Origin of the sequence: Arhodomonas sp. SL1 (assembly GCF_052060015.1) — a bacterium.
Classification (GTDB): Bacteria; Pseudomonadota; Gammaproteobacteria; order Nitrococcales; family Nitrococcaceae; genus Arhodomonas.
In genome coordinates this window covers 95,546-121,579 of record NZ_JBPODZ010000006.1, presented here as the reverse complement: position 1 = coordinate 121,579, position 26,034 = coordinate 95,546, and the positions used below count along the sequence as shown (strand labels likewise).

25 protein-coding genes are annotated in these 26,034 nt (G+C 68.4%); 12 read left to right on the top strand and 13 right to left on the bottom strand.

All coding sequences use genetic code 11. The features are described 5' to 3' along the window. Positions 1-12: 12 nt before the first annotated feature. A complete protein-coding gene (locus ACQ754_RS10425) occupies positions 13-1,299 on the bottom strand; it encodes a TRAP transporter large permease (RefSeq protein ID WP_440996965.1) in 1,287 nt (428 codons plus the stop codon). Between the two features lie 39 nt (positions 1,300-1,338). Continuing rightward, positions 1,339-1,968, bottom strand: coding sequence for a TRAP transporter small permease (locus ACQ754_RS10420; protein WP_440996964.1), 630 nt, complete (start codon positions 1,966-1,968; stop codon positions 1,339-1,341). A gap of 162 nt (positions 1,969-2,130) precedes the next feature. Here ACQ754_RS10420 and ACQ754_RS10415 point away from each other — a divergent pair, with 162 nt between their 5' ends. The 6 genes from ACQ754_RS10415 (at position 2,131) to msrA (ending at position 7,229) form a co-directional block, all read left to right on the top strand. Next, complete coding sequence (locus ACQ754_RS10415) at positions 2,131-3,141, top strand: TRAP transporter substrate-binding protein (protein WP_440996963.1); 1,011 nt, start codon at positions 2,131-2,133, stop codon at positions 3,139-3,141. Between the two features lie 164 nt (positions 3,142-3,305). Beyond that, on the top strand, positions 3,306-4,283 hold the full coding sequence (locus tag ACQ754_RS10410) for an ABC transporter substrate-binding protein (protein ID WP_440996962.1): 978 nt from the start codon (positions 3,306-3,308) through the stop codon (positions 4,281-4,283). 15 nt (positions 4,284-4,298) lie between these two features. Beyond that, positions 4,299-5,225, top strand: a complete 927-nt coding sequence (locus tag ACQ754_RS10405) for an ABC transporter permease (RefSeq protein ID WP_440996961.1) — start codon at positions 4,299-4,301, stop codon at positions 5,223-5,225. Beyond that, positions 5,222-6,016: an ABC transporter ATP-binding protein gene (locus tag ACQ754_RS10400; protein WP_440996960.1), complete on the top strand. Its 795-nt coding sequence runs from the start codon at positions 5,222-5,224 to the stop codon at positions 6,014-6,016. The genes ACQ754_RS10405 and ACQ754_RS10400 overlap by 4 nt, the downstream gene beginning before the upstream one ends. 80 nt (positions 6,017-6,096) lie before the next feature. Continuing rightward, positions 6,097-6,597: a peptide-methionine (R)-S-oxide reductase MsrB gene (msrB, locus tag ACQ754_RS10395; RefSeq protein ID WP_440996959.1), complete on the top strand. Its 501-nt coding sequence runs from the start codon at positions 6,097-6,099 to the stop codon at positions 6,595-6,597. After that, entirely contained in the window at positions 6,594-7,229 is a 636-nt protein-coding gene (msrA, locus tag ACQ754_RS10390; RefSeq protein ID WP_440996958.1) for a peptide-methionine (S)-S-oxide reductase MsrA, read from the top strand. Before msrB ends, msrA begins: the two co-directional genes overlap by 4 nt. On the opposite strand, the gene ACQ754_RS10385 is transcribed toward msrA, so the two are convergent. Next, on the bottom strand, positions 7,219-7,839 hold the full coding sequence (locus ACQ754_RS10385; protein ID WP_440996957.1) for an IMPACT family protein: 621 nt from the start codon (positions 7,837-7,839) through the stop codon (positions 7,219-7,221). The two genes, msrA and ACQ754_RS10385, sit on opposite strands and share 11 nt — an antisense overlap. A 158-nt stretch (positions 7,840-7,997) precedes the next feature. Between ACQ754_RS10385 and ACQ754_RS10380 the strand changes: the two genes are divergently transcribed. Both ACQ754_RS10380 and gpt read left to right on the top strand, forming a co-directional pair. Further along, complete coding sequence (locus ACQ754_RS10380) at positions 7,998-9,197, top strand: ABC transporter substrate-binding protein (RefSeq protein ID WP_440996956.1); 1,200 nt, start codon at positions 7,998-8,000, stop codon at positions 9,195-9,197. Positions 9,198-9,211: 14 nt separating this feature from the next. Next, positions 9,212-9,712 carry a xanthine phosphoribosyltransferase gene (gene gpt, locus ACQ754_RS10375; RefSeq protein WP_440996955.1) on the top strand — a complete coding sequence of 167 codons (501 nt, stop codon included), beginning with the start codon at positions 9,212-9,214 and terminating at the stop codon, positions 9,710-9,712. Here gpt and ACQ754_RS10370 read toward each other — a convergent pair. The 5 genes from ACQ754_RS10370 to ACQ754_RS10350 all read right to left on the bottom strand — a co-directional run bounded on the left by ACQ754_RS10370 (position 9,709) and on the right by ACQ754_RS10350 (position 13,890). Next, complete coding sequence (locus ACQ754_RS10370; protein ID WP_440996954.1) at positions 9,709-10,380, bottom strand: alpha/beta family hydrolase; 672 nt, start codon at positions 10,378-10,380, stop codon at positions 9,709-9,711. The genes gpt and ACQ754_RS10370 overlap by 4 nt on opposite strands. Next, a complete protein-coding gene (locus ACQ754_RS10365) occupies positions 10,377-11,276 on the bottom strand; it encodes a PhzF family phenazine biosynthesis protein (protein WP_440996953.1) in 900 nt (299 codons plus the stop codon). Before ACQ754_RS10365 ends, ACQ754_RS10370 begins: the two co-directional genes overlap by 4 nt. 40 nt (positions 11,277-11,316) lie before the next feature. Further along, a complete protein-coding gene (locus tag ACQ754_RS10360) occupies positions 11,317-12,036 on the bottom strand; it encodes an SDR family NAD(P)-dependent oxidoreductase (RefSeq protein WP_440996952.1) in 720 nt (239 codons plus the stop codon). Between the two features lie 77 nt (positions 12,037-12,113). After that, positions 12,114-13,184, bottom strand: a complete 1,071-nt coding sequence (gene nadA, locus ACQ754_RS10355) for a quinolinate synthase NadA (RefSeq protein WP_440996951.1) — start codon at positions 13,182-13,184, stop codon at positions 12,114-12,116. Between the two features lie 34 nt (positions 13,185-13,218). Continuing rightward, entirely contained in the window at positions 13,219-13,890 is a 672-nt protein-coding gene (locus tag ACQ754_RS10350; protein ID WP_440996950.1) for an NUDIX hydrolase, read from the bottom strand. 155 nt (positions 13,891-14,045) lie between these two features. On the opposite strand from ACQ754_RS10350, the gene ACQ754_RS10345 reads away from it, so the two are divergent. Then, positions 14,046-15,215 (top strand): NnrS family protein, encoded by a 1,170-nt coding sequence (locus ACQ754_RS10345; protein ID WP_440996949.1) that lies wholly within the window; start codon positions 14,046-14,048, stop codon positions 15,213-15,215. 82 nt (positions 15,216-15,297) lie between these two features. Here ACQ754_RS10345 and ACQ754_RS10340 read toward each other — a convergent pair whose 3' ends face one another. Further along, positions 15,298-18,420 (bottom strand): error-prone DNA polymerase, encoded by a 3,123-nt coding sequence (locus tag ACQ754_RS10340; protein WP_440996948.1) that lies wholly within the window; start codon positions 18,418-18,420, stop codon positions 15,298-15,300. Between the two features lie 35 nt (positions 18,421-18,455). Here ACQ754_RS10340 and lexA point away from each other — a divergent pair, with 35 nt between their 5' ends. From lexA to ACQ754_RS10325, 3 genes are read left to right on the top strand one after another with little or no spacing between them, the layout of a single operon-like run. After that, positions 18,456-19,061: a transcriptional repressor LexA gene (gene lexA / locus ACQ754_RS10335; protein ID WP_440996947.1), complete on the top strand. Its 606-nt coding sequence runs from the start codon at positions 18,456-18,458 to the stop codon at positions 19,059-19,061. An 11-nt stretch (positions 19,062-19,072) separates the two neighbouring features. Next, positions 19,073-19,849, top strand: coding sequence for a translesion DNA synthesis-associated protein ImuA (gene imuA / locus ACQ754_RS10330; protein WP_440996946.1), 777 nt, complete (start codon positions 19,073-19,075; stop codon positions 19,847-19,849). Positions 19,850-19,866: 17 nt separating this feature from the next. Next, on the top strand, positions 19,867-21,303 hold the full coding sequence (locus tag ACQ754_RS10325; protein WP_440996945.1) for a Y-family DNA polymerase: 1,437 nt from the start codon (positions 19,867-19,869) through the stop codon (positions 21,301-21,303). A gap of 139 nt (positions 21,304-21,442) precedes the next feature. Here the strand turns inward: ACQ754_RS10325 and ACQ754_RS10320 are convergent, their stop codons facing one another. From ACQ754_RS10320 to ACQ754_RS10305, 4 genes are all read right to left on the bottom strand, one after another. Then, entirely contained in the window at positions 21,443-22,279 is an 837-nt protein-coding gene (locus tag ACQ754_RS10320; RefSeq protein WP_440996944.1) for a carbohydrate ABC transporter permease, read from the bottom strand. Positions 22,280-22,286: 7 nt separating this feature from the next. After that, positions 22,287-23,261: a carbohydrate ABC transporter permease gene (locus ACQ754_RS10315; protein ID WP_440996943.1), complete on the bottom strand. Its 975-nt coding sequence runs from the start codon at positions 23,259-23,261 to the stop codon at positions 22,287-22,289. Continuing rightward, positions 23,258-24,313 carry an ABC transporter ATP-binding protein gene (locus tag ACQ754_RS10310; RefSeq protein WP_440996942.1) on the bottom strand — a complete coding sequence of 352 codons (1,056 nt, stop codon included), beginning with the start codon at positions 24,311-24,313 and terminating at the stop codon, positions 23,258-23,260. Before ACQ754_RS10310 ends, ACQ754_RS10315 begins: the two co-directional genes overlap by 4 nt. A 129-nt stretch (positions 24,314-24,442) precedes the next feature. Beyond that, complete coding sequence (locus tag ACQ754_RS10305) at positions 24,443-25,876, bottom strand: ABC transporter substrate-binding protein (RefSeq protein ID WP_440996941.1); 1,434 nt, start codon at positions 25,874-25,876, stop codon at positions 24,443-24,445. Between the last annotated feature and the right edge of the window lie 158 nt (positions 25,877-26,034).

Sequence of the window (26,034 nt, the reverse complement as noted above, 5' to 3'; positions counted from 1 at the left end):
CGGGGCCCGCTCCTACTGGGCCCCCAGCGAGGGCAGCCACAGCGAGATCTGCGGGAAGACGATCAGCAACACCGTGGCCAGCAGCAGGATGAGGATGAACGGCGGCGTGCCGCGGATGATGTCGAAGTAGGGCCGCCGGAACACCGCCATGGCGGTGAAGATGTCACAGCCGAATGGCGGCGTCGCCGAGCCGATCGCCGCCTGCAGGGTCACGATCACGCCGACGTGCACGGGATCCAGCCCCGCCGAATCGATCAGCGGCTTGAAGATGGGCACCAGGATCAGGATCACCACGATGGGATCCACGAACATGCAACCCACGAAAAAGGCCACGGCGATCAACGCCAGGGCGGCAATCTGATTGGTACCGATGCTCTCCACCGCTGGGCCGAGCAGCTGTTCTGGAATGCCCGCGGTGGCCAGGGTCTGGGAGAACGCCGCGCCGATGGCCACCAGGATGAACACCACCGCGGTGATCATGCCGGTGGACAGGGCAAGCCCCCAGAGGTCGCGGATGGAGACCTGGCGGAAAATGATCACCTCCAGGAGCACGGCATAGGCCACCGCCACCGCGGACGCCTCCACCGGACTGAAGAAACCGCCGTAGATGCCGCCCACCACGATCAGTGGAAAGCCGAGCGGCAGCAGCGCCTGCTTCATCGCGGTGAGCCGCTGGCGCCAGGAACTTTTCGGCTCCGGCTCGATGCCCTTGATCCGCGAGCCGATATAGCAGTACAGGGAGAACATGAACAGGATCATGAGCCCGGGGATGATGCCGGCAATGAACAGATCCCCGATGGAGGCGCCCGGCATGATCACGCCGTAGACGATGAAGCCAATGCTCGGCGGGATCAGCAGGGCGATGTCACTGGAGTTGATGATCAACGCCAGCGCGAAGCTGTCCGGATAGCCCTTCTCCAGCAGTCGCGGCCGCATGGGCCCGCCCATCGCCACCACCGTGGCCTGGGTGGAACCGGATACCGCACCGAAGACCGCGCAACTCGCCGCCGTGGTGATGGGCAAGCCGCCACGGAGGTGGCCTGCGAACGCGGAGACCAGATCCAGCAGCCGGTTGGCGGTATGCCCCTTGGTCATGACGTCGGCGGCGAAGATGAACATCGGCACCGCGGCGAGCACCCAGGTCCCGATGCCGGAGATCATCCAGCTGATGCCCTGCTCCGGGCCGAAGAAGGTCATGCCGGTGAGCATCATATAAAAAGTGCCCGCCGCGAGGGGAACCATCATCGGGAACCCCAGTAGCAGTAGCACGATCATGATCAAAAACAATCCGGTCAGCATGCCCCGCTCCCCTGTCCTCGTTTCGACATCCGCGCCGTATCAGACGCTGTTGTTGTTGCCGGCAGCGGCCTCCTCGCCACCATTGCCCTCTTCCGGGACCTCGGCGTACTGCTCCTTCTCGGTAAACGAGCGGTACAGGTCCCGGCTGATCAGATTCCGGATCGCGGTAAGCCAGTACTGCACGCCGGCCAGGGTGAAACCGAGGGGCGCGGTGAGATAGACCATCCACAAGGGGATGCCCAATGCCGAGCTCGTCCGGCCGCGATCGTAGATGGACGCGGTGTACTCATAGGACTTCCACGCAAAGTAGAACATCAACGCGCCGGTACCCAGGCAGATCACCACCAGCAACGCCTTGCGCGCGGTACCGGTGAGCTGGTCGTAGAGGGCGGACATGCTGATGTGGCGGGCGTTACGGGCGGCGTAGCTGATGCCGATGAAGGTGATGACGATGATCAGCAAGGCGGTGAGCTCGCTGCTCCCCGGGATCCCCTGGCCGAAGAACAGCCGCCCGATCACGTGGCCGCACATGATCGCGGCCATCAACAGTACCCCGCCGCCCACCACCAGCCGTTCGACGACCCCGAGCAGCCAGTCGAGCCATGCGAGCACGCGTACCAGAGGATTCGAACTGCCGGCGCGCGCCGTTCCCTCATCCACTCCCGCCATACCGTCTACCCCGCGCAGACACTGGTTTCTTCGCCTTATCTCCAACTGACGATAAACCAAGATCGGCGATTTGCCTACTCGCCTGGACGGGGCGAAACCCTGTGTTACTGTTACCAGTGACCATCAACCACGAACGACAACGGTCAAAAGGAGGAACTGTTTATGTGGTTTCGCAAGTCACTGTCCATCGCAGCGGGCATCGGTCTCGCCGTCTCCGCAACGGCGGCGAGCGCGGAGATCTGGCGCTTCGGCCTCGAGGAGATCGAGGGCAGCGTCCAGTACGAGTACGCCGCGGAGTTCAAGCGCCTGATCGAAGAGAAGACCGACGGTGACGTCACCGTAGAGCTCTATCCCTACGGCAGCCTCGGCGGCCTCACCGACATCTACGACGCCGTCCAGGGCGGGGCCATCCAGCTGGCCTTCGGTTCCGGCTTCCTCGGTGGCACGGTCCCCGAGAGCCAGCTGTTCAGCCTGAACTTCATCCTCCCCGAGGACGAATGGCTGACCACGAAACAGCTGAACTCCCCCGAGTTCCTGGAGAGCGACGCCTGGCAATCGGCCTTCCAGGACCGCGGCCTGCACCCCATCGGCATCGTGCCCGAGGGCTTCCAGGTATGGACGGCAAACAAGCCCATCCGTACCCCCGAGGACATGGAGGGGCTGCAGATCCGGGTGATGGACAACCGCCTGCTGCTTGAGACCTATCGCGCCTATGGCGCCCAGCCGACGACCATCGAATACGGCGAGCTCTACAGCGCCCTGCAGCAGGGCCAGGCGGAGGGCAACATCCAGCCGGTGTTCGCCCACGAGGAAATGAACTTCTACGAGGTCCAGGACTACATGATCTTCGCCAACCAGGCACAGTTCGTCGCCACCGCGATGACGAACTACGACTGGTATCAGGGCCTCTCCGAGGATCGCCAGGCGATGATCAACGAAACCGCGGATGAGCTGGTGCGCTACATCCACGATGTCCAGCAGGAGCTCAACGACAAGCGCCTGGACATCATCACCGAGAACAGCGACATCGAGATCGTTCGCCTGAACGCGGAGCAGCGCGACCAGTTCCGCGAGCTGGCCAAGCCGGTCCGCGAGGTCTTCGTCGATGAGATTGGCCCGCGCGGCCAGGAGCTGCTCGACCTGGTGCTCGGCCTCTACGAGGATATCGAGTAATCAATCGCGGCCGTTGCCGCCAGGGCCCGGGGCGTGCCGCGCCCCGGGCTTTTTTGTGGGCGGCCCCGGCGGCGCCACGGCCGTATTTTCCCTCGGGGGGCTTTGCGGCAGAATGCGGGGGCCGAGATACGGTCCGACAACGGATTATTGAAGGGGAGAGGTCCATGAACATTCCTACGCTGCTTCGCACCACTGCCGTGGCCGGCGCGCTCGCGCTGCTCGGGAGCAGTGGCGCGGCCGTGGCCGAGACGGCCACCGTCAAGGTCACCTCCATCGTCGAGCATCCGGCCCTTGACGCCGTGCGGGACGGCACCCTCGACGCGCTCAACGAGCGCGGCTACCAGGAGGGGGAGAATCTGGACTGGGAGTTCCAGACCGCCCAGGGGGACGTGGGCATCGCCGGTCAGATCGCCCGCAAGTATGCGGGCGCGGCCCCGGATGTGATCGTCGCCATCGCGACCCCGTCGGCCCAGGCGGCGGTATCGGCGGCGCGGGGGAGTATCCCCGTGGTGTTTTCCGCGGTAACCGATCCGGTGGACGCCAAGCTGGTGGACTCCCTGGATAACCCGGGCGGCAACGTCACCGGCGTTTCCGATATGACGCCGGTTGACGCACACCTGCGCTTCATCAAGGAGGTGATGCCAGGGCTCAAGACCCTCGGCGTGCCTTACAATCCCGGCGAGGCCAATGCCGCGGTTCTGGTTGAGGCGATCGAGGCCGCCGCGCCGGAGCACGGCATCGAGGTACGCACCGCATCGGCGCCGTCGACAGCGGATGTGCTGGCGGCGGCCCGCTCCCTGGTGGACGACGTTGACGCCATGTACGTGGGCACCGATAACACGCTGATCAGCGCCTTCGAGTCGGTGGCCAAGGTGGCCATGGAATCCGACGTGCCGGTGTTCACCGGCGACACCACCATCGTCAGCCGCGGTGCCGCCGCCGGCATCGGCTTCAACTACTACGACGTCGGCCAGCAGACCGGCGCCATGGTCGCCCGCATCCTCGAGGGCGAGGACGCCGGCAACATCCCGGTGGAGTTCGTCGACAAGACCCTCGTGCACCTGAACCCGGCGGCCGCCGCGGAGATGGGACTGACCTTCCCGGACGAGGTGCTCGAGCGCGCCGACGAAATCGTCGAGTAAGGACGGCAAGGCGACGTGAGCCTGATCGCCCTGCTCGGCGCGGTGGAGACCGGCCTGCTCTTCGGGCTGGTCGCCATCGGCGTGTTCCTGAGCTTCCGGATCCTGAGCTTTCCCGACCTCACCGTCGACGGCAGCCTCCCCCTGGGGGCGGCCGTCGCCGCGACCCTCATCATCGCCGGGCTCAACCCCTGGCTGGCCACGGTCATGGCCTTCTTCGCCGGTGCCGTCGCCGGGCTGGTAACGGCTTGGCTGAACGTGCGCCTGCGCATCCTGCACCTGCTGGCGAGCATCCTGGTCATGATCTCGCTGCATACGGTGAACCTGCGCATTATGGGCAAGCCCAATACCGCGCTGCTCGGGGAGAACACGATCTTCTCGGTATTCGACGGGCTCGCCCTACCCTACTACTGGGTTACCCCGGCGGCGCTGCTGGTGGTGCTGGCCGCGGCGGTGTACCTGGTCAACCGCTTCCTCGCCTCGGAGATGGGCCTGGGCATGCGGGCAACCGGCGCCAACCCCCGCATGGCGGCGGCCCAGGGCATCCACACCGGACGGATGACGCTGCTCGGCATCGCGCTGTCCAACGCACTGGTGGCGCTGGCCGGGGCGCTGTTCGCCCAGATCCAGGGCGCCGCGGACATCACCATGGGCATCGGCACCATCGTCATCGGCCTGGCCGCGGTTATCCTCGGCGAGGCCATCCTGCCGCCGAAGACCATCCTGCGCGCGGTGATCGGGGCGGTAATCGGCTCGATCATCTACCGTTTCGCCGTTGCCTTCGCCCTGAACGCCGAGTTCATCGGCCTCCAGGCCCAGGATCTCAAGCTGATTACCGCCGTGCTCGTGGTGATCGCCATGGTGCTTCCCGGGCTGCGAACCCGGCGGGCGATGCAACGCCAGGCCCGGGCCCGGGCCACGGGCAAGGGGGGGCAACCGGGATGATCCGACTAGAGGACATTCACGTCACCTTCAATCCGGGTACCGCCATCGAGACCCACGCGCTGCGCGGACTGGATCTGGAGATCCCCACCGGGGAGTTCGTCACCGTGATCGGCTCCAACGGCGCCGGCAAGTCCACGATGCTCAACGTCCTGGCGGGGGAGGCCGCGGTGGACAGCGGCCGGGTCCTCATCGGCGACGATGACGTCACGCGCCGGAGTACTGCGGAACGGGCGGGGCTCGTGGCACGGGTGTTCCAGGACCCCATGGCCGGCACCTGCGAGAGCCTCTCCATCGAGGAGAACCTCGCCCTCGCCGTGGCCCGGGGCCATCGCCGGGGGCTGCGCCGGGCGGTGAACAGCGCGCGCCATGGGGAGTTCCGGCGGCGCATCGCCGAGCTCAACCTGGGGCTGGAGAATCGCCTCGACGACCGCATGGGGCTGCTCTCCGGCGGCCAGCGCCAGGCGGTGAGCCTGCTCATGGCCACCATGAACCCCATGCGCATCCTGTTGCTCGATGAGCACACGGCGGCGCTGGACCCACGTACCGCGAACTTCGTCATGGGCCTGACCGACCGCTTCGTGGGCGAGTCCGGGCTGACCACACTGATGGTGACCCATTCCATGCGCCAGGCCCTGGATCACGGCGACCGGACGGTGATGCTCCACGAGGGCGAGGTGGTGCTCGACGTCAGCGGTGACGAGCGGCGGGGCATGAAGGTTGAGGACCTGCTCCACATGTTCGAGAAGGTGCGCGGCGAGGAGGTCGACGACGACGCCCTGATCCTCGGTTGAAGGGCGCACCGCCGACGGGAACGTTACCGATCCCGGTGCGGTCTATAGGTAGTGATTCCCCTACTGCACGGGAGGCGCGTATGAGACGCCGTCGGCTCATGACCCTGCTCCTGGCCACGCCAGTCCTGTCACTGGGCCTCGCTCGCCTTCTCCCGGGCAGCCGGGCCGCGGAGGGGTTCCCTTTCCAACTCAGCGAGTCCGAGTGGCGACAACGGCTGGGGGACAAGGCCTACGCCGTGCTGCGCGAAGAGGACACCGAGCCACCGGGCAGCAGCCCCCTGCTTGAAGAAAAGCGCACCGGCACCTATGCCTGCGCCGGCTGCGGCCAGGACCTGTTCCGTTCGGAGACCAAATACGACAGCGGCACGGGTTGGCCGAGCTTCTATGACGTCATTGACGGCGCCGTCGGCACCCGCGAGGACCGCAGCCTGTTCCTCGGCACCCGCACCGAGGTGCACTGCAGCCGCTGCGGCGGCCACCTGGGCCACGTCTTCGAGGATGGGCCGCCACCCACCGGGTTGCGCTACTGCATCAACGGTCTCGCCCTGGAATTCCGGCCGCAGACGGGGGCCGCGGGATGAAACGCCTGGCCACACTGGTCGTTGCATTGATCATCGCGACGGCGGCCTCGGCGGCCGGAGACGGCAAGCCCGCCCTGGATCCGCCCGAACAGGGGCTCGCTGCCGCCACCTTCGCCGGCGGTTGCTTCTGGTGCATGGAGCCCCCCTACGACCGCCTCACGGGGGTGGAGGCCACCATCTCCGGTTATACCGGCGGCCACCTGGAGCGTCCCACCTACGAGGCGGTCACCGGCGGCGGAACCGGGCATTACGAGGCGGTGCGGGTCATCTACGATCCGGAGCGGATCAGCTACGAGCGCCTACTGGAGGTGTTCTGGCGCAACGTCGACCCCTTTGACGACGGCGGGCAGTTCTGCGACCGGGGCCCGTCCTACCGTACCGCGATCTTCGCGCACGATGACCACCAACGCGCCCTGGCCCGCGACAGCCGGGACGCCGTGGAGACCCGCTTCGACCAGTCGGTGGTCACGCCCATTGAGACGGCGGAGGCATTCTACCCCGCCGAGGACTACCACCAGGACTACTACCGGAAGAACCCCTTGCGCTACAAGTACTACCGCTACCGCTGCGGCCGGGATCAGCGTCTGGAAAGCCTATGGGGCGAGGAGGCCGGCGGGGACGCTACCCAGTGATGGCTTCGGTATGCCGGGAACGCATGCCCCGGGCCGCGCAGAGGGCCTCCAGGTCCTCCAAACGGTCATCCGGGACCACGAGGACCATCTCGACGCCGTCACCGTAGTCCACTGCCTCGATCACCGCACCGTGCTGGCCGGCCCAGTGCCGCAGGGGCTGCTCATCGGCGAAATCCATAGCGATACGGATCCGGGAGCGGGGCGTATTGCGCACCAGCGCCAGCTTCGCCAGCACCGCCTCCGTCGCCCCGGCATAGGCCCGTGTGAGACCGCCGGCACCGAGCTTCACGCCGCCGAAATAGCGCACCACCACCACCACCACATCGGCGATGCCCTTGTGCCGGATGACCCCCAGGATCGGCCGGCCTGCGGTACCCGAGGGTTCCCCATCGTCGCTGACCGCCGCTGTAGCGGCGCCCTCGGGATCACCGGCCAGATAGGCCCAGCACCAGTGCCGGGCATCGGGGAACTCGCCACGCAGCCGTTCCACCACCGCGAGCGCCACCTCCCGCGTCGGGGCCTTCTCGGCGTGGGCGATGAACCGGCTCTTCTTGATCTCGATTTCGGCCCGCGCGGGCCCCGCCGGGACCAGTGGCGACCCATCCCCCATCACATGCCTCCGTTTCGGCTCCACTGCCCAGGATACCACTGCAGCAGTCTGGCCCGGCCTGGTTGATCCGCGACCCACGGCGCGCATCATCGGCAACGAAATGCTAGAGTTTCGTTCGAACGAGGAACCGGGCCTGAACCAAGCAGAAGGAGACGCCCATGCCCGCTAGCCTACGAGGATTGGCCGCGCTGGTATCGTTGCTGGTCTGCGCGAGCGCGACGGCGAGTTTTTCCGACGATGAGATCCGGATCGGGGTGCTCACGGATCTCTCCGGTGTCTCCGCCGGTGACGCCGGGCAGCTCAGCATCATCGCCGCCGAGGTCGCCGCGGATCGCTTCGGCGGGGAGATCAACGGCACGCCCATCCGGATCATCGGGATGGATCACGGCAGCGATTCCGACCAGGCCCTCAAGGCGGCCCGGGAGCTGGTGGAGGAGCACAACGTCGACATGATCACCGACTTGGTGCGCTCCAACACCGCGGTGCCGGTGCAGCGTTACGCCACCGAACAGGGCGTGATCGTGATGCCCACCGGCGGCGGGGCTTCCTCGCTGCACGGCGAGCACTGCTCCCCCCTTGCCTTCCACTGGGGCTTTGACAGCTTCGCCCTGGCGAATGCGGTCGTCTCCGCCGTAGTCGACCAGGGTGGCGAGAGCTGGTTCTTCGTCACCGCCGACTACGCCTTCGGCCAGGCCATCGAATCCGCCGCCACGGGGCTCGTGCGTCAGGCCGGTGGCGAGGTCGCCGGCGCCGCCCGCTACGCGTACAAAACCACCGACCTCACCGAGCCGCTCACCGAGGCACGACGCTCCCAAGCCGATGTCATCGGCCTGGCCAGCGGCGGCGAGGACACCCAGAAGGCGATACGCCAGGGCTACGAGCTCGGACTCATGGACGGCGAGCGGCGCTTCGCGGCGCTACTGATGTTCATCACCGACGTCCGAGACCTCGGCCTGTATGTCGCCGAGGGACTGCAGCTGGCCACCCCGTACTACTGGGACCGCGACGAGGCCTCCCGGGAACTGGCGCTGGAGGTCCAGGCGCGCAGCGGGGCCATGCCCACCATGATTCATGCGGGTACCTTCTCGGCCACGCTGAACTATCTCCGCGCCGCGGCCTCCGCCGGCACGGATGAGCCCGGACCCGTGGCCCGGACCCTGGATGATATGGACATCGAGGACGCCTTCTCCCGCAATGGATACGTCCGCGAGGACGGGTTGATGGTCCACGACTTCTTCCTGATGGAGGCCAAATCGCCCCTGGACAGCCGCACCGCCTGGGACTACTACGAGGAGGTCACCGCGATCCCCGGCGAGGCAATCCACGCCGCCCCCGACGGCAGCTGCGAACAACGCTGAGGACGGCCTCACCCATGACCCCGCATCCACAGGAAAAGGCGTTCCCGGTATCCTGGGACCAACTCCACCGGGACGCCCGGGCCCTGGCCTGGCGACTCTCCGGGGTCGGCCAGTGGGAGGCACTGGTCTGTATCACCCGGGGCGGGCTGGTGCCCTCCGCCATCGTGGCCCGGGAGCTCAACATCCGCCTGATCGAAACGGTGTGCGTCGCTTCCTATCACGACTACGACACCCAGGGGGAGCTACAGATCCTGAAACCGGTCACCGAGGCCGTGGCGGACCTGGGTCAGGGTGGTGGTGAACGCGTGCTGATCGTCGATGACCTGGTGGATACCGGGCGCACCGCACGGGTGGTGCGCGAAATGCTGCCGCGGGCCCACATGGCGACGGTGTATGCGAAGCCCGAAGGCTGCGAGGTGGTGGATACCTTCGTCACCGAGGTGTCCCAGGACACCTGGATCTACTTCCCCTGGGACATGAGCCTCCAGTTCACGCCACCTCTGCACAATGGCTAGGGTCGTGGCTGGTAGGTGACGGCTGCCCACCGGCGCAGAAAGGCGTCGGTGGCGGCGACACCCCGCTCCAGGTTGGCGCTCTCGCTCTCGCCGCTGCGCCGGCGCGGCACGAAGGAGTGATCACCATCCGGCAGCCACTCCAACACAATCCCCGCGGGCAGGCCGTAACCCTCGACCTCATCCCGGCGGCCGAACGGATCGCGCTCGCCCTGTAGGATCAACGCCGGGGTGTGGAGCCCCATCAGGTGGGTGGTCCGCAACCGCTCCGGCCGCCCGGGGGGATGGAAAGGAAAACCGAAGACCACCAGGGCGGTGACGCCCAGCTCGTCGGCCACCAGGCTCGCCATCCGCCCGCCCATGGACTTCCCGCCGATGACCACCGGGCCAGGCCAGCGGCGCCGCACCGCCGCCACCATGTCCCGAAAGGCACCCAGGAGCACGGCCTGCCGGTCCGGACCCCTACGGCGGCCATCGACCCGACGTCTTTGCATGTAGGGGAATTCGAAACGCACCACCCGGTGGCCGGCGGCTGCCAGCCCTTCGGCGATGCGGCCCATGAAAGGGCTGTCCATCGGGGCACCGGCGCCATGGGCCAGCACCACACTCACTGACGCCCTGGCGGGCCCGTCCACCAGCCAGTGGCCATCACCGGCCATGGTGTCCGTCATTGCTCGGGGACCAGCACCAGTCCTTCCATCACCTGAACGGCATGGCCGGCCACCCGCACGCCGCGGATATCGTCGGAATCCCCGAGGACCTCGACGTCGGCCTGTCCCGGTCGCCCCAGCCAATGGCCCTGCTCGGCGACAAAACGACACTGGCCGATAAGCCCGTGGCGCCACAGATAGCTACCCATTGCCCCGGTGGCGGAGCCGGTGAACGGGCGCTCGGGATGGTGCAGCCGGGCACCGAAATGCCGGGAGAACACGTCGCCACCCTCGCTGGCCCCCTCGAGCACGAACAGGTGCGCCCCCACGAATCCACCGAAGCGCCGCAAGGCGGAGAAACGCTCCGGGTCCAGCCGCGCCCGGTGCAGCGCCTCCGCGTCGGCCACCGGCACCATCAGGTGAGGGGTCCCGGTGTCCACGGTCTGCACCGGCGCGCCGGGCCGTAGATCCTGCGTCTCCAGATGGAATGCGGCCGCCGCCTCGGCGGGATCCTGCGCCTCATAGAAATCCGGCGCCCGATGGGTCACGGAGATCAGCGGTGGCTCGTCACCCGCCCCACTGACATCCATCTCCAGCAGCCCATCCACGGTGTCCAGGCACAGACGCCGGACATCCTGACGCGCGCCGAGGCGCCCCTTCACCAGCAGGCCATGGACCACCGCGATAGCGGGGTGGCCGGTCAGCGGGATCTCCTCGTCAGCGGTGAAGCAGCGGGCCTGGAAGTCCGCCACCTCGGAATCGGTGACGAAGACGGTCTCCTCGGTGCCGAACTCGCCGGCAAGACGCTGCATCACCGCCTCGTCGAGGTCATCGGCATCGAGGATCACCCCGCAGGGGACACCACCGAAGGCGGACGCCGTGTAGGCATCCACCTGAATAATGGGAAGTGCTTGCATGCCGTCACCATACAGGGCCGGCGGCTGGCCGTCACCCGGGTCAGAACGGCTCCACCCACGGCCGTAGGTCGAGCTCGTGGGTCCAGGCAGAGGGGGACTGGCAATGGAGATGCCAGTAGCTCTCGGCGATGGCGGCGGGATCGAGCATCCGTGCCTCGGGATCCCCATCGCTCGCGGTGCTTGGCGGGCGGATGCGCCCGTCGATGACCACATGCGCCACGTGAACCCCCTCGGGGCCGAGCTCGCGGGCCAGGCTCTGGGCCAAGGCCCGAAGGCCGAACTTGGGTACCGCGAGATTGGCGAACCCCGCCCCGCCGCGCCATGCTGCCGTGGCACCGGTGAACAGGATGCTGCCCTGCCGGGCAGCGACCATGTGGCGCGCGGCCTCGCGGGCGGTAACGAAGGCACCGAGACAGCCGATACGCCAACAGCGCTCGAACTCGGCGGTGCGGATGTCGCGAATACCGCCGGGTTCGAAGGTACCCGCGTTGTAGATCAATGCCTGCACCGGGCCCAGTTCCGTGGCGACCGCGTCAAAGAGGGCGACCACCTGGGCCTCATCGGTGGCGTCACAGGGATAGGGCAGGATGCGCGGGACACCCTCGCCCTCCAATTCGGCGGCCCGGGCGGCGAGCCCTTCGCCATCGCGGGCGACCATGGCCACATTCAGTCCGCCCTCGGCGAAGCGGCGCGCGAGCGCCGCCCCGAGTCCGGGGCCTGCACCGATGACCACGGCGCTCCCTTCCGATGCGCCTGCCATGCTTCCCTCCCCTCGAGCCATCACCCGCGGAATACCCTGAAGTCTAGCAGGGCAACGCCCGCGTGGCGGCGCCGCGGTCAGGCGTCTCCGTTACCGAGGACCTCCCGGCGGCGGCTACGGCCGAATTCCAGCATACGCCCGACGGAGACTCGCGCCCGCTCGGCGACTTCTGGAGGCACATGGATTTCGTTATCCAGCCGCTCCAGGGCGTCGGCGAGGTTACGTAGCCCATTCATCGCCATCCACGGACAGTGGGCGCAACTCTGGCAGCTGGCGCCGCGCCCGGCGGTCGGCGCCTCCAGGAGCTCCTTGTCCGGGGCGAGCTCGCGCATCTTGTGAAAGATCCCATTATCGGTGGCGACGATGAATCGCCGGGCCTGCGAGCCCTCCAGCGCGGCGAGGAGCTGGGAGGTGGAGCCCACCACATCCGCCTGATCCACCACCGGTCGGGGCGACTCCGGGTGGACCAGCACCCGGGCATCGGGATGGCGGGCCCGCAGTCGCTCCAGCTCGGCGCCCTTGAACTCCTCGTGGACGATGCAGGCGCCGTCCCAGAGCAGCATGTCGGCACCGGTCTCCCGGCGGATATAGTCACCGAGATGCTTGTCCGGCCCCCAGAGAACGGGCTCACCACGCTCGTGCAGATGGCGGATGACGTCCACCGCGATGCTGGAGGTGACCACCCAGTCCGCCCGCGCCTTCACCGCGGCACTGGTGTTCGCATAGACCACCACCGTGCGCTCCGGATGCTCGTCGCAGAAGGCCGCGAAGGCCTCCGGCGGGCAGCCCTCGTCCAGCGAGCAGGTGGCCTCCAGCTCCGGCATGATCACCCGCTTGTCCGGGGTGAGGATCTTCGCCGTCTCGCCCATGAAGCGCACCCCGGCCACCACCAGGGTGGAGGCCGGGTGTTCCGCGCCGAAGCGGGCCATGTCCAGGGAATCGGAGACGTGGCCGCCGGTCTCGTCGGCCAGGGCCTGGATCTCCGGGGCGGTGTAGTAATGGGCTACCAGCACCGCGTCGCGCTCGGCGAGCAGGGTGCGGATGCGCTCGCGCAGGCCCTCGGCCTCGCCGGCGGCCAGGGCCTCGTCGGCGGTGAACGCCTCCGCGCGCAGGTGGGTGCCGGAGCTCGCCCGCTGGGACAGGGTCATGGTACGTCCTCCCCGCACCGGCCCGGGGCCGGTGTCATCGAATCATATTCACTTCGCCCGGCACCTTCAGACGGTACAGCCGGGCCGGGCGATGATTGCCCGAACGGTCGAGCTCGTCGGTGGGCTCGATGCAGTCCAGCGCACGAATGCGCTTTCGGAAGTTGCGCTTGTCCAGGGCCTCCCCGCCGATCGTTTCGTAGACCGACTGCAGCTGGCTCAGCGTGAAGCGCTCGGGCATGAGCTGGAAGGCGATGGTGGAATAGCGCAACTTCGCCGCCAGCCTGCGATGCGCGAGTGCCAGGATCCGGTCGTGGTCAAAGGCCAGCGGCGGCAGGGCACGTACATCGTGCCACTGTTGCGTCCCCTCCCCCGTTCCCACCTCCGCGCTCGGCGGGATCAGCGCGAAGTACGCCACCGACACCACCCGCCCGCGAGGGTCCCGGTCCGGGGCACCGAAGGAGTAGAGCTGCTCGAGATAGACCCCGGGCATGCCGAGGCGCTCGCGCAGCACCCGGCGGGCACCCTCGCTCGGGGATTCCTCGTCCCCGAGCAGCGCCCCCGGCAGGGCCCACTGGCCCACAAACGGGGGCTTTCCGCGCCGCAGCAACCGGGCGAAGAGCTGTTCGCCGTCGACGGTGAAGATCACCACGTCCACAGCCACTGCCCACGGAACACGGCTGCCGCTGTTGTCGCCTATCTCGCTCACGAACCGAACTTAGTGTTTTTCTGACACTATGTCAAACGCGGGAAGGTAGGGTGACCTCGTATCACGCGATCTCGGTGCGGTTACGGACCGGAGATAGGCAGCAACGAATAAAACATATAGTATATATACTTGTTTTAAACCACGAGTGCGACCCCATGGCCCGTTCCCAGCTGCTCGCCTACCCGTTCCGGATCTTCTTCATGCTCACCGCCGCCTTCGCCGCCGTGGCCATCGGCGCGTGGCTGGGGATGCTCGGCGGGGCCGTGGCGGCGCCGGCGGGCATCCCGTCGCTGTGGTGGCATGCCCACGAGATGCTCTACGGGATGGTGCCGGCCGCAGTGGCGGGGTTCCTGCTCACGGCCATGGCCAACTGGACGGGCGCGGCCCCACCCACCGGCCGGTGGCTGCTGGTACTGGTGCTGGTATGGCTCGCCGGGCGCCTCGCCATGGCCGCCCACGGCTGGCTCCCGCCGTTGGTCGTCGCCGTCGTCGATCTGGCGTTTCTGCCGTCGTTGGCGGTGGTGGCCCTGCGCACCCTGCTGCGCCACGGCAATCGCCGCAACCTCCCGCTTCCGGTGGTGCTGCTGGTCTTCGCCATCGGCAATCTGCTGATGCATCTGGCGTTTCTGGGCTATGCCCCCGGCCTGGCACGGACCGGCGAGCTGATGGCGCTGAACCTCACCGCCGTCCTCATGGCGGTGATCGGCGGGCGAATCACCCCGGCGTTCACCGCCAACTGGCTGCGCCGCCAGGGCCGCGACCCCGCCGGCATCCGCCAGGACCCCCGTCTGGACCGGGCGGCGCTGCTCGCACTGGTGGCGGTACTCATCGGCGACCTGTTCGTCGCCGGCGGCCGCGTGGCGGCGGTACTGGCATTGGTGGCCGCCGTCCTCCATGGCCTGCGCGTGCTCGGCTGGCAGGGGTGGCGGGCCCGGGGCGATGCCCTGATGTGGATCCTCCACCTGGGCTATGCCTGGATCCCGCTGGCGCTGCTACTCAAGGGCCTGGCACCACTGACCACAGCGGTCACTGCCACCACCTGGATCCACGCCTTGGGTGTAGGCGCCATAGGCACCCTCATCCTGGGGGTGATGACCCGCGTGGCGGTGGCCCATACCGCACGGGGGCTGGCCCTGCGGCCGGGCGGACGATGGATCTATGCCCTGATCACCGTGGCGGCCCTGGCCCGGATCGGCTCTGCCACCGGCGGGGGCGCGGCCTGGCTGCACCTGGCCGGAGCGGCCTGGATCGCCGCCTTCGCGCTCTTTCTCGTCGCCTACGCCCCGGTGCTCAACGCCCCCCGCGCCGACGGCCAGCCGGGATAAGGGTCAGCCACGGATGGACACGATCAAGGCGCGCTTTCAATAGTGATTGTCACGCGAGTGCATCGGTGTCCATCACTGGCCTTCATCCAAAATCCCGGCTCTCGGTGATCAGCTCACCGAGCAGCCGGGAGTGGTCCTCGATACGCCCGGCCACCAGGTGCATCACCTCGCCGCGGCGCTCCCAGGTGCCGATCACCCCGAGCAGGCGCCCGCCCACCACCGCCCGGCGATGGCGCTCGGCGACGGCGCGCCAGACCACCACGTTCACCACCCCGGTCTCATCCTCCAGGGTGAGAAAGGTCACCCCGCCGGCGGAGGCGGGCCGCTGGCGGGTGATGACGATGCCGGCGGCGCGCACCAGCCGCCGGTGCTCCACCCGGCTCAGCTCGGCGGCGCTGCGGAAGCGCCGCCGCCGCAGGTGCCCGCGGAGCAGGGCCACGGGGTGGCGACCCAGGCTCACGCCGGTGCTGGCGTGATCCGCCACCAGGGATTCGCCCTCCGCCGGGGCGGCCAGCTCCGGGACCGCTTCGTCGAAGCCGGCACCGGCGAGCACCGGCAGATCCGGCTCCACCCCCAGTACCGCCCAGCGGGCCCGACGCCGGTGGCCGGCGAGTGGGGAAAGGGCGTCGGCGACGGCCAGGGCCTTGAGGTCCCGGCGCCCGAGCCGGGCCCGCCGGGCGAGATCGGCCACGTCGATGAACCGCCGCTGGCGGCGCGCCGCCAGCACCCGCTCGACGCCGGCGCCGGAGAGGCCGTGGACCATGGCCAGTCCCAGACGCAGGGCGGGAGCGGCGTCGCCGTCCCGCTCCAGGGTGCACTCCCGATCGCTGGCGGTGACGTCCACGCCCCGCACCGCCACGCCATGGGCCCGCGCGTCGCGAAGTAACTGCGCCGGGGCATAAAAGCCCATGGGCTGGCTGTTGAGCAGTGCCGCGGTGAACGCCGCGGGGTAGTGGTGCTTCAGCCAGGCGGAGATGTAGACCAGCAGGGCGAAGCTCGCCGCATGGCTCTCCGGGAAGCCATACTCGCCGAAACCCAGGATCTGGCGGAAGACCCGTTCGGCGAATTCAACGTCGTAACCCCGCGCGCGCATGCCCCGGACCAGGCGTTCACGGAAGGGCTCCAGCCCGCCCTTGCGCCGCCAGGCGGCCATGGAACGGCGCAGCCCATCCGCCTCGCCGGGGGTGAAGCCGGCCGCCACCACCGCGAGCTGCATCACCTGCTCCTGGAAGATCGGCACGCCGTAGGTGCGCTCGAGCACCGCGCGCACCTCCTCGTTGGGGTAGTCTTCGGGCTCCAGGCCCTCGCGGCGCCGGAGGTAGGGGTGGACCATGTCGCCCTGGATGGGCCCTGGCCGGACGATGGAGATCTCCACCACCAAGTCGTAGAAGTTGCGGGGACGCATCCGCGGCAACATGGCCATCTGCGCCCGGGACTCCACCTGGAAGACACCGATGGTGTCCGCCCGACAAAGCATGTCGTAGACCCCCGGATCCCCTTCGGGGATGCCCTTCAGGGTCAACCGCCGGCCGTGGTGGCGGGCGACGAGATCGAAGCAGCGGCGGATGGCGGTGAGCATGCCCAGGGCCAGGCAATCCACCTTGAGCAGGCCCAGGGCCTCCAGGTCATCCTTGTCCCACTGGATGATGGTGCGCCCGGCCATGGCGGCGTTTTCCGTGGGCACCAGCTCCGCCAGCGGCCCGCGGGAGATAACGAAGCCGCCCACGTGCTGGGAGAGGTGCCGGGGAAAACCCAGGATCTCCCGGGCCACGGTGATCACCCGGCGCACCAGGGGGCTGGCGGGGTCCAGGCCGGCCTCGCGGACGCGCTCGTCGGCGATATCGCCGCCGTCCCACCACTGCATGGCCGAGGCGAGCCGCTCCACCTGGGCATGGTCCAGACCCAAGGCCTTGCCCACATCGCGCAGGGCGCTGCGCGGGCGGTAGGTGATCACCGTGGCGGCCAGCGCTGCCCGGTCCCGGCCGTATTTGCGGTAGATATACTGGATCACCTCCTCGCGGCGCTCGTGCTCGAAGTCCACGTCGATGTCCGGCGGCTCACCGCGCTCCCGGGAGATGAAGCGCTCGAAGAGCAGCTGCTGCCGGGTGGGGTCCACCGCAGTGATCCCCAGGCAATAGCAGACCACGGAGTTGGCCGCCGAGCCCCGGCCCTGGCAGAGGATGCCGCGGCCCCGGGCGAAGGCCACGACGTCATCCACGGTGAGGAAGTAGGGCTCGTAGCCGAGCTCGGTGATGAGGGTGAGCTCGCGCTCCACCTGCCGCCGCACCGCCACGGGGGGTGCCTCTCCCCAATGACGATGCATCCCCTCCTCGACCCGGCGGCGCAGCCAGCTCGCCGGGGTATGGCCGGCGGGCACCAGCTCGTCCGGGTACTCGTAGCGCAGCTCCTCCAGGGAGAAACGGCAGCGCGCCGCCAACCGGACGGTCTCCTCCAGCAACCCCCGGGGATAGAGCCGGGCCAGCTCGGCGCGGCTTCGCAGGTGGCGCTCGCCATTGGCGGCCACCGCCGTGCCGATCTCCGGCAAGGGGCGGCCGTGGCGGATGGCGGTGAGGGTGTCCTGCACCGCACGGCGGCCGCGGCGGTGCATCCACACCCCGCCGCAGGCGAGCCGGGGCAGGCCGGTACGAGCCCCCAGGGCGGCGGCGGTCTCCAGCCGGGCGGCATCGGCGCCGTCGCGGAGACAACTCACCCCGAGCCAGCCCCGGCTGGGGAAGGCCCCGGCGAACCAATCGGCGTCGGCGGCCTCCAGGGCCGGCTCCACCCGCAGGATGGCCAGGCAGCCCGGCAGGGCACCGGTGAGCTCGGTGCGCCCGAGGCGGTAACTCCCCTTGGCGGCCAGGGAACGCCCCAGGCTGATCAGCGCGCAGAGCTCGCCATAGGCCTGGCGGTCGGGGGCCAGGGCCACCAGGGTAATGCCCTCCTCAAGGACCAGCTCGCTGCCGACGAGCAGCCGCAGCCCCACCTCCCGTGCCGCGCGGTGCGCCCGCACCACACCGGCCATGGAGCACTCATCGGTGAGGGCCAGGGCGGAATAACCGAGCTCCGCGGCCCGCGCCACCAGCTCCTCGGGATGGGAGGCCCCGCGCTGGAAGCTGAAGTTGCTCAGGCAGTGGAGCTCGGCATAGGGGGGTGGGCTGGATTCGTCCATGGTCTCCCGGGCGATGGTCACGCTTGCTTGTCCCATGAGTTACTGTATATTTATACAGTACTGGAGGGTGCATGAACGAGCCCACGGAACGACAGCGCCAGATCCTCGAGCTCATCCGCCGCCACGTGGCGGAGACCGGCTATCCGCCCACCCGCGGTGAGATCGCCCGGGCCTTCGGCTTTCGCTCGGCCAACGCCGCTGAGCAGCACCTGCGGGCGTTGGCCGCAAAGGGGCTGATCGAGCTCCGGCGCGGGGCCTCCCGCGGGATCCGCCTGCCGGCGGCGGAGGACGACGGTGGCCTGCCCGTGGTGGGCCGCGTGGCCGCCGGCAGCCCCATCCTCGCCGAGGAGCATATCGAGCGGCACTGCGCGGTGGACGCCACCCTATTCTCGCCCCGGCCGGATTACCTGCTGACGGTGCGGGGGGCGAGCATGGAGAAGGCGGGGATCCTGGATGGTGATCTCCTGGCGGTGCATCGCACCGCCGAGGCAAGGGAAGGCCAGATCGTGGTAGCCCGGCTGCACGACGAGGTGACGGTCAAGCGCTTCCGGCGCGATGGCCCCTTCGTGCGGCTGCTGCCCGAGAACGACGTCTACCACCCCATCGAGGTGGATCTGCGACGGGAATCCCTTGTCATCGAGGGCATCGGGGTGGGGGTGATCCGCCCCGGGCTCTGAGGAGCGTCATCATGAGCAACGCGGTCGAGGAGCTGCTCCGCCAGCCCGGTATCTGGCGGGCCGGCAGCGCCGAAACGGGAGCCGGTGGGCGCCATGTCGCCACCGGCATCCCCGCCCTGGACGAGGCCCTGCCGGGGGGCGGCTGGCCCTGCGGGGCACTCACCGAGATCCTCCACGACCGGGACGGCATCGGCGAGCTCAGCCTGGTGCTGCCCGCGCTCGCCGAGCTGAGTGAAGGGGGAGGCTGGGTTGCCTTCATCGCCCCGCCCTGGCTGCCCTATGCCCCCGCCCTGGCGGCGGCCGGGGTGGCGTTGTCCCGGGTCCTGCTGATCCATCCCCGCCGGGACACCGACACCCTGTGGGCGGTGGAGCAGGCCCTGCGGGCCGGCACCTGCGGTGCGGTCCTAGCCTGGCCCCGCCAGGTGGACGGGACCAGCCTGCGTCGGCTGCAGCTCGCCGCCGAGGCCGGAGACAGCATGGGGCTGCTGTTCCGCCGGGGCAACAGCGCCGATCGGGCCTCCCCCGCGGCGCTGCGCCTGCATCTCGGTCATGACGAACAGGGCCCACACCTGGAGTTGATCAAGAGCCGGGGCGGGCGGCGACGCGTCCTCCGTGCGGAACCGCGCCAGTCGCCGATGGCATATCGCCAGGGCACCACACCCTCCTCTATCCCGGGGCGCGCCGCCCCGCCGGCACCCCCTACCGCTGCTGCACCGGCACGGGCCCGCCAGCAGGGAAGGCGACGGGCGGCGCAGATGGACCTGGGTCTGGCCCCGCCGGGACGGTGATCGCCGGGAACGGCCCCATGGCCCTGTGGTTGTGTCTGCGGCTACCCGCCTTGGCCCTGGAGCTTTTCGGGGGTGATGGGGGGACCGGCACGGCCACCGCCGTCACCGAGGGCGGGTGCATCCATTCGGCGGACCCGGCCGCCCGGGAGGCCGGCATCCAACCGGGCCAGACGGTGAGTGCCGCCCGTGCCTTGAGCCCGGGGTTGCGCTGCCACCCCCGGGATCCCTCCACCGAGGCCCGGCGGCTCAAGCAACTCGCCGGATGGTGCCGCCAGTTCACCCCTCTGATCAGCCTCCAGCCCCCCGATGCGCTACTGCTGGAGATCGGCGCCAGCCTGCGCTACTTCCATGGCCTGGAGGCCCTGTGCAGCCGGGTCAAAGACGGGATCCAGGGGCTCGGCCACGGGCCCCTGCTCGCCGTCGCCCCAACGCCCACCGCCGCCTGGCTGTTCGCGCGGGCGGCGGAACCGGCCCGACTGCACAGCCAGGCCGAATGCAACGACGCCCTCGAGGCCCTGCCGGTGACCGCCCTCCCCGACGATGATGCCGCCGCCCCGGAGGCACTCCAGGCCCTGGGCTGTACGACCCTGGGGGATTGTCTCGCCCTGCCTCGGGAAGGGCTCGCCCGGCGTTTCGGTCACCGCCTGCTCCGCCGCCTGGACCGGGCGCGGGGCGATCACCCCGATCCCCGGAAACCCTGGCGACCGGATCCCCGCTACCGCGCCACCCTCCCCCTGCCCATGGAAACCCGGGAGATCCCGTTGATCGAAGGGGGGCTGGAGCGGCTGATCATCCCACTCTGCGGTTATCTCCGCGGCATTGAGCGGGGGGTGCAGCGCTTCACCCTGCGCCTCCACCTCTCCCCCCGTGGCGCGGACACCTTCACTGTGGGCCTGCTCGCCCCCAGCCGGGACCCCGACCACCTCACCGCCCTGGGACGACGGCGTCTCGAGGGCCTGCGGCTGTCCGCCCCGGTTACCGCCATCAGCCTGATCGCCGACACCCTCCACCCCCTGGGACCGGACCCCGGTGAGCTGCTCGCCGACACCACCCCCACCACCCGGCAATGGCAGGGACTAATCGAGCATATCGCCGGCCGGCTGGGGGAGGATCGCGTCAGCGGGCTCGGTGTCCGCGCCGATCATCGCCCGGAGCGGGCCTGGCGGCCGGTGGCGCCCGGCAACGGCGCTACCGCCAATCCCCCTGCGCTAGCCCGGCCCCTGTGGCTGCTGCAACCACCAAGGGGCCTGGCGATGGATACCCAGGGGCACCCCCTCTGGCACGGGCCCCTGGACCTGCAGGAGGGCCCGGAACGGATCGAGACCGGCTGGTGGGACGGCGCCGATGCAAGCCGCGACTACTACATCGCCGGCAACGGCCACGGCGAGCGGCTATGGATCTATCGTGAGCGCCGTGCCCCGCGGCGCTGGTTCCTCCACGGCCTGTTCGCATGATCACGCCAAAGTCGAAGGCCACGGGTGAACACCGATGGGCGAGGATTCCGGAACCCATCCACCGCCGTCCCCCATCCAAGCACTACCCCCACCCCGTGCATCCGCGTTTATCCGTGGCTTCCTCCCTTTCCCCCACCTGTCAGCCGGATTCGGCGCTCTGGAAACCGCGGACCAGATAGTCGAACAGCAAGCCGTAGGCGATGCCCAGCGGGATGGCCACGATGGCGGTCGCCGCCATCAACGATGGCCAGAAGTAGACGTCACCGCGGATGAGCTCCATGGGCACGCCTGCGCTCAAGTTCCGCGAGGCGCTCTCGCTGATGAAGGTCACCGAATAGATGTAGTTGGCCAGCGACAGCGAGAAGGCGAAGACGACGCAGGCGCCGATGCCCGGCAGGGCCTGGGGCAGGATGATCTTGCGGAACGCCTGGAAGCGCGAGCACCCGTCGATGAGTGCCGCCTCGTCGAGCTCCCGGGGCACCGAGCGGAAGAAACCCAGCAGCAGCCAGGTGCAGAACGGCACCGTGGCCGTAGGCAGCACCAGCACCAGTGACCAGATGGTGTTGGCGAGCCCCAGATTGACCACGATCTTGAAAAGCGGCAGAAACAGCAGCGACGGCGGCACCAGATAGACCAGGAAGATCGCCATCCCCGAGCTCTCGCCCCAGCGCCCGGTAAGCCGCGCCAGGGCATAGGCCGCTGGCACCGCCAGCGCCACCGTGATCACCACCACGCATACCCCGATGATGAGCGAATTCCACAGGAACAGCGGGTACTGCGTGTCCGTGAACAAAAACACCAGGTGGTCGATGGTGGGGCCGCGTTCATAGATGAACGGGTTGGCGTTCGGATCGAAGAGCTCCGAGTTCTGCTTGAACACGGTGATGACCGCGTAGAGGATCGGCAACACCGAGAACAGCACCAGCAGCACCACCCCGAAGTAGAACCCCGATTTGCGTATCTGTCGATGCGCCATGGGTGACCTAGTCCTTGTGCAGCTTGGAGGCGAAGCGCAACGCCACGATGGCGGCGGCCAACAGCACCGGGAATAAGAACAGCGCGATCGCCGCCCCCTGGCCCAGGTCGCCGCTTTCGATGCCCTTCTCGTAGGCCCATAGCGGCAGGATCTGCGTGGAATGGCCCGGCCCGCCGCGGGTCAACAGCTCCACCGACGAGATCTCGCCGATCACCAGCAATGCCGTGAACAGGATGGCGACGATAAGCACCGGCGCCAGCGCCGGGATGACGATACGGAACAAGGTGCGGAAGAAACCCGCGCCGTCGATCTCCGCCTGCTCCAGGCGCTCTCGGGGAATGGACAACCGCCCGGCGAGCACGATGATAGTGGCCAGCGGCAGCGTGCGCCAGGTGTCGATGAACACCACCGCGGCGATGCCGAGATGGGTGCGGCCGAGCCAGTACATGTTACGCGCCGGGCCCAGGATGCCGTCCGGCCCGAGCACCCCGATCTGCACCAGGATCCAGTCGATGGGGCTGAACTGCGAATCCAGCAGCCACAGCCAGGTGATCGCCGCCAGCGACACCGGCATTGCCCAGGGCATCATGAACAGCACCTGCACCAGGCGCTTGCCGCGGAACTCCCGGGCCAGAAACTCCACGGCAATGGTGGCCAGCACCACGATCAGCCCCACGGTGGCGACGGTGATGATGAGGCTGTTCCGCAGGGCAGTCCAGAAGGCCCCCTGCTGCATCACCGCCACGAAATTGCTCAGCCCGACGAACTCGTCCAGCCGCGGATCGCCGGCGGTGGCATCGCTGAGGCTCAACAGGATCGCCATGAAAAAGGGCACGGCGACGAAGAAGACCACGTACAGCACCGCGGGCGCCAGCATCACCGCACCGAGCACCCCCGGCCGTTCCAGGGCCTCTCCGATCCGTCCCAGCAACCCGCCGGGCGCCGGCGCGTCCGGCCGCCGAGGATTCGCCACGGTACTCATGCGGCCACCACCCCCGGAGCGGGCGTGCGCTCGCCACTGCGCGCGTCGAAGTAGCGGGCATGGGCGGTGGAAACGGCGAACGAGCGACGCTCCCCGGTGGCGAAGGGCGGCGGCTCGGCCTGGCGATAACGGCCGATCACGCGCGGCGCGCGCTCCTCATGCTCCGGCATGCCTCCGCGCACGGCCCCGTAGATCAGCCATTCCGCACCCAGGAATTCCAGGTGCTCGATCTCGACGTCGAGCTCGATGGCAATCTCCTCCGGGGCCACCCCATCGGCGGGAACCAGGTGCTCCGGCCGGGCACCCAGGATGGTGTCGCCGAGGTTGAGGAGATTCATGGGCGGGTCACCGATGAAGCCGGCGACAAACAGATCCCCCGGATCCTCGTAGAGCTCCCGCGGGGTGCCCAGCTGGTGGATACGCCCCTCGTGGATCACCGCGACGCGGTCCGCGAGGCCGAGGGCCTCGAGCTGGTCGTGGGTCACGTACAACGTGGTGATCTGGGTACGGTCATGGAGCTCGCGCAGCTCGCCGCGGGCCTGGCTCCGGATCTGTGCGTCCAACGACGACAGCGGCTCGTCGAAGACGAACAGCTCCGGATCCCGGACCAGCGCCCGGGCGAGGGCGACGCGCTGCATCTGCCCACCCGACAACCGCGTCGGACGCCGGTCGAGCAGATTCTCGATCGCCAGGATTCGGGTCACCCACTCCATCTTCTCGCGCTGCTGCGCCTCCGGCACCTTGCGGGCTACGAGGGGGAAGCGGATGTTCTCGCGCACACTCATGTGCGGATACAGGGCAAAGCTCTGAAACACCATGGCGACGTTGCGCCGCTTCGGTGGCACACCGACGATGGAGCGGCCGTTCACCAGAATATCCCCGGAGCTCGGCTCCTCCAGGCCCGCGACCATCCGCATCAGGGTGCTCTTGCCCGAGCCCGAAGGTCCCAGAATGGCCAGGAGCTCACCGTCCTCGGATTGCAGATCAATCCCGTTAACCGCCGGGATCCGGCCGAAGTGCTTCTCCAGTGCCCGCGTCTCGAGTATCGCCATAGTGCTCTGTCCCAGCTTTCGGATGACTCCAGATTCAGCCTGTCGTACCAGCCCGCCCGGCCACGCCGGGCATGACTCCGCATGCCCGGCGTGGCCGGCATGGCCCCGCGGCACGGGGCCTGGGGCTCGCTAGTCGCCGGTGCCGACGTAGCCGCGTTCCCGCCACTTCGCGAAGATCGCCTCGATCTCCTCGGCGGTATCCTCCACCGCCTGCTCCGGCGATTTCACGCCACGGGCGACGTCGGCCATCATGCTCGAGAGCAGGTTGGTCTGATAGACCTCGCTGATCGCCGGGTTGGCGTAGCCCGGATAGCCGAGCCAGGCCGTCCAGTCCTCCGCGGTCTGCAGGAGCTTGAGCTTATCCGGCGGCTCGGCACCCCAGGGGTCGTCATCGAGCCAGCTGTCATCGCCGAAGAGCTGGGGCGCCTGCGAGGTGAAGGCGGGGAAGTTGTAGAACTTGGAGTAATAGCTGGCGCTGGCGTAATTGTTCTCCAGGTCCAGCATGAACTTCTTCGCCGCCGCGATCTTGTCCTCGTCGGTGACATATTCCGGCATGGTGTGGATGAACCACACGTGGGCCGGCATCCTGCGGTCACCGCGGGGGCCGTTCAGCCCGGGCCGGAATCCGGTGTCGGCGGCGACCTCCGGGTTGTCCTCCTGGGCGCTGCGGTAGAAGGATATGGAGTTCTGGATGTACGACGCCCGGCCCGCGATGAAGGTCTGATTGTTGGAGGCCGCGTTCCAGGCAAAGACCTCCGGGGTCATGGCGTTGTCGAACAGCTCCTTCTGGTACTCGACCGCCTCCAGGACCTCCGGCGAATCGAAGGTGACGTTACCGTTCTCATCCTGGATGGAACCGCCGTGGGACCAGATCAGGGCGCGGGCGTAGAACTCCGAGTCGATCTCCGGGGACATGCCCACCGCCACCGGGATGCCGGTCTCCTCATAGATCTCGGCACCACCGTCGCGTAGATCCGCATAGCTCTCCGGCCCCTCCGGATAACCTGCGTCCGACCACAGCGAGCGACGGTAGTCGCCCGGATCCGGGACCCAGCCGTGACAGAATCCGTACCAGATCTCCTTGGCCGGGAGATAACTCGAGCGCTCGCAAGTGCCGGATCGCTCACCGAAGGCGGCCTCCGCGGCGGCATTAACGTCGGCCAGCGGCTTCAGCCCCTCGATGAAGGCCGTCGGCGGGGCGTTCATCTCGAACAGCGTCGCCCCCTCGCCGGCGGAAATGGAGGCGGACAACGTCGAGGGCACCTCGGCGATGTTGACGAAGTTCACCGTCACATCGACGTTATGCGCCTCGCCCCAGGCCTCGGCATATTCGCGGAACCACTCATCATAGCGGGGCACGAAGTGGCTCCACTGGGTGATGCTGATGCTGGTGCCGTCGGGGAACTGTTCGGGGAAGCTCATATCCCCATAGGTGGTGCGGGAGAACTCCGGTTCCGGCGGTTCTCCCGCCGCAAAAGCGGTCCCGGAAACCAGAAACGTAGCCAGTGCCGTCATCAAGACCGGGTGCCGGCCTAATGGGAACTCACGGGGTTGATTCGTCATTTTCGTGACCTCCTTCGAATGACCCGAGGAGTACCCTTGAGTCTAGAAAGGGGTCACGGGGTGTCAATAAAGCAGCGCAACACGCGCGCCTCTCTCGCCCCCGCGAAGGCGCCGCCGGCGCTGCGTCATCATGCAGCCACCAACAAAAAAAGGGCCGT

Bases quoted from the DNA above. Each gene is read 5' to 3' on its own strand.
- ACQ754_RS10400 (WP_440996960.1), top strand. From the start codon at position 5,222: ATGATCCGACTAGAGGACATTCACGTCACCTTCAATCCGGGTACCGCC.
- ACQ754_RS10410 (WP_440996962.1), top strand. From the start codon at position 3,306: ATGAACATTCCTACGCTGCTTCGCACCACTGCCGTGGCCGGCGCGCTC.
- ACQ754_RS10370 (WP_440996954.1), bottom strand. From the start codon at position 10,380: ATGACGGACACCATGGCCGGTGATGGCCACTGGCTGGTGGACGGGCCC.
- msrA (WP_440996958.1), top strand. From the start codon at position 6,594: ATGAAACGCCTGGCCACACTGGTCGTTGCATTGATCATCGCGACGGCG.
- ACQ754_RS10345 (WP_440996949.1), top strand. From the start codon at position 14,046: ATGGCCCGTTCCCAGCTGCTCGCCTACCCGTTCCGGATCTTCTTCATG.
- imuA (WP_440996946.1), top strand. From the start codon at position 19,073: ATGAGCAACGCGGTCGAGGAGCTGCTCCGCCAGCCCGGTATCTGGCGG.
- msrB (WP_440996959.1), top strand. From the start codon at position 6,097: ATGAGACGCCGTCGGCTCATGACCCTGCTCCTGGCCACGCCAGTCCTG.
- ACQ754_RS10310 (WP_440996942.1), bottom strand. From the start codon at position 24,313: ATGGCGATACTCGAGACGCGGGCACTGGAGAAGCACTTCGGCCGGATC.
- ACQ754_RS10380 (WP_440996956.1), top strand. From the start codon at position 7,998: ATGCCCGCTAGCCTACGAGGATTGGCCGCGCTGGTATCGTTGCTGGTC.
- ACQ754_RS10425 (WP_440996965.1), bottom strand. From the start codon at position 1,299: ATGCTGACCGGATTGTTTTTGATCATGATCGTGCTACTGCTACTGGGG.
- lexA (WP_440996947.1), top strand. From the start codon at position 18,456: ATGAACGAGCCCACGGAACGACAGCGCCAGATCCTCGAGCTCATCCGC.
- nadA (WP_440996951.1), bottom strand. From the start codon at position 13,184: ATGACCCTGTCCCAGCGGGCGAGCTCCGGCACCCACCTGCGCGCGGAG.
- ACQ754_RS10385 (WP_440996957.1), bottom strand. From the start codon at position 7,839: ATGGGGGATGGGTCGCCACTGGTCCCGGCGGGGCCCGCGCGGGCCGAA.
- ACQ754_RS10305 (WP_440996941.1), bottom strand. From the start codon at position 25,876: ATGACGAATCAACCCCGTGAGTTCCCATTAGGCCGGCACCCGGTCTTG.
- ACQ754_RS10420 (WP_440996964.1), bottom strand. From the start codon at position 1,968: ATGGCGGGAGTGGATGAGGGAACGGCGCGCGCCGGCAGTTCGAATCCT.
- ACQ754_RS10415 (WP_440996963.1), top strand. From the start codon at position 2,131: ATGTGGTTTCGCAAGTCACTGTCCATCGCAGCGGGCATCGGTCTCGCC.
- ACQ754_RS10320 (WP_440996944.1), bottom strand. From the start codon at position 22,279: ATGGCGCATCGACAGATACGCAAATCGGGGTTCTACTTCGGGGTGGTG.
- gpt (WP_440996955.1), top strand. From the start codon at position 9,212: ATGACCCCGCATCCACAGGAAAAGGCGTTCCCGGTATCCTGGGACCAA.
- ACQ754_RS10325 (WP_440996945.1), top strand. From the start codon at position 19,867: ATGGCCCTGTGGTTGTGTCTGCGGCTACCCGCCTTGGCCCTGGAGCTT.
- ACQ754_RS10365 (WP_440996953.1), bottom strand. From the start codon at position 11,276: ATGCAAGCACTTCCCATTATTCAGGTGGATGCCTACACGGCGTCCGCC.
- ACQ754_RS10360 (WP_440996952.1), bottom strand. From the start codon at position 12,036: ATGGCAGGCGCATCGGAAGGGAGCGCCGTGGTCATCGGTGCAGGCCCC.
- ACQ754_RS10315 (WP_440996943.1), bottom strand. From the start codon at position 23,261: ATGAGTACCGTGGCGAATCCTCGGCGGCCGGACGCGCCGGCGCCCGGC.
- ACQ754_RS10340 (WP_440996948.1), bottom strand. From the start codon at position 18,420: ATGGGACAAGCAAGCGTGACCATCGCCCGGGAGACCATGGACGAATCC.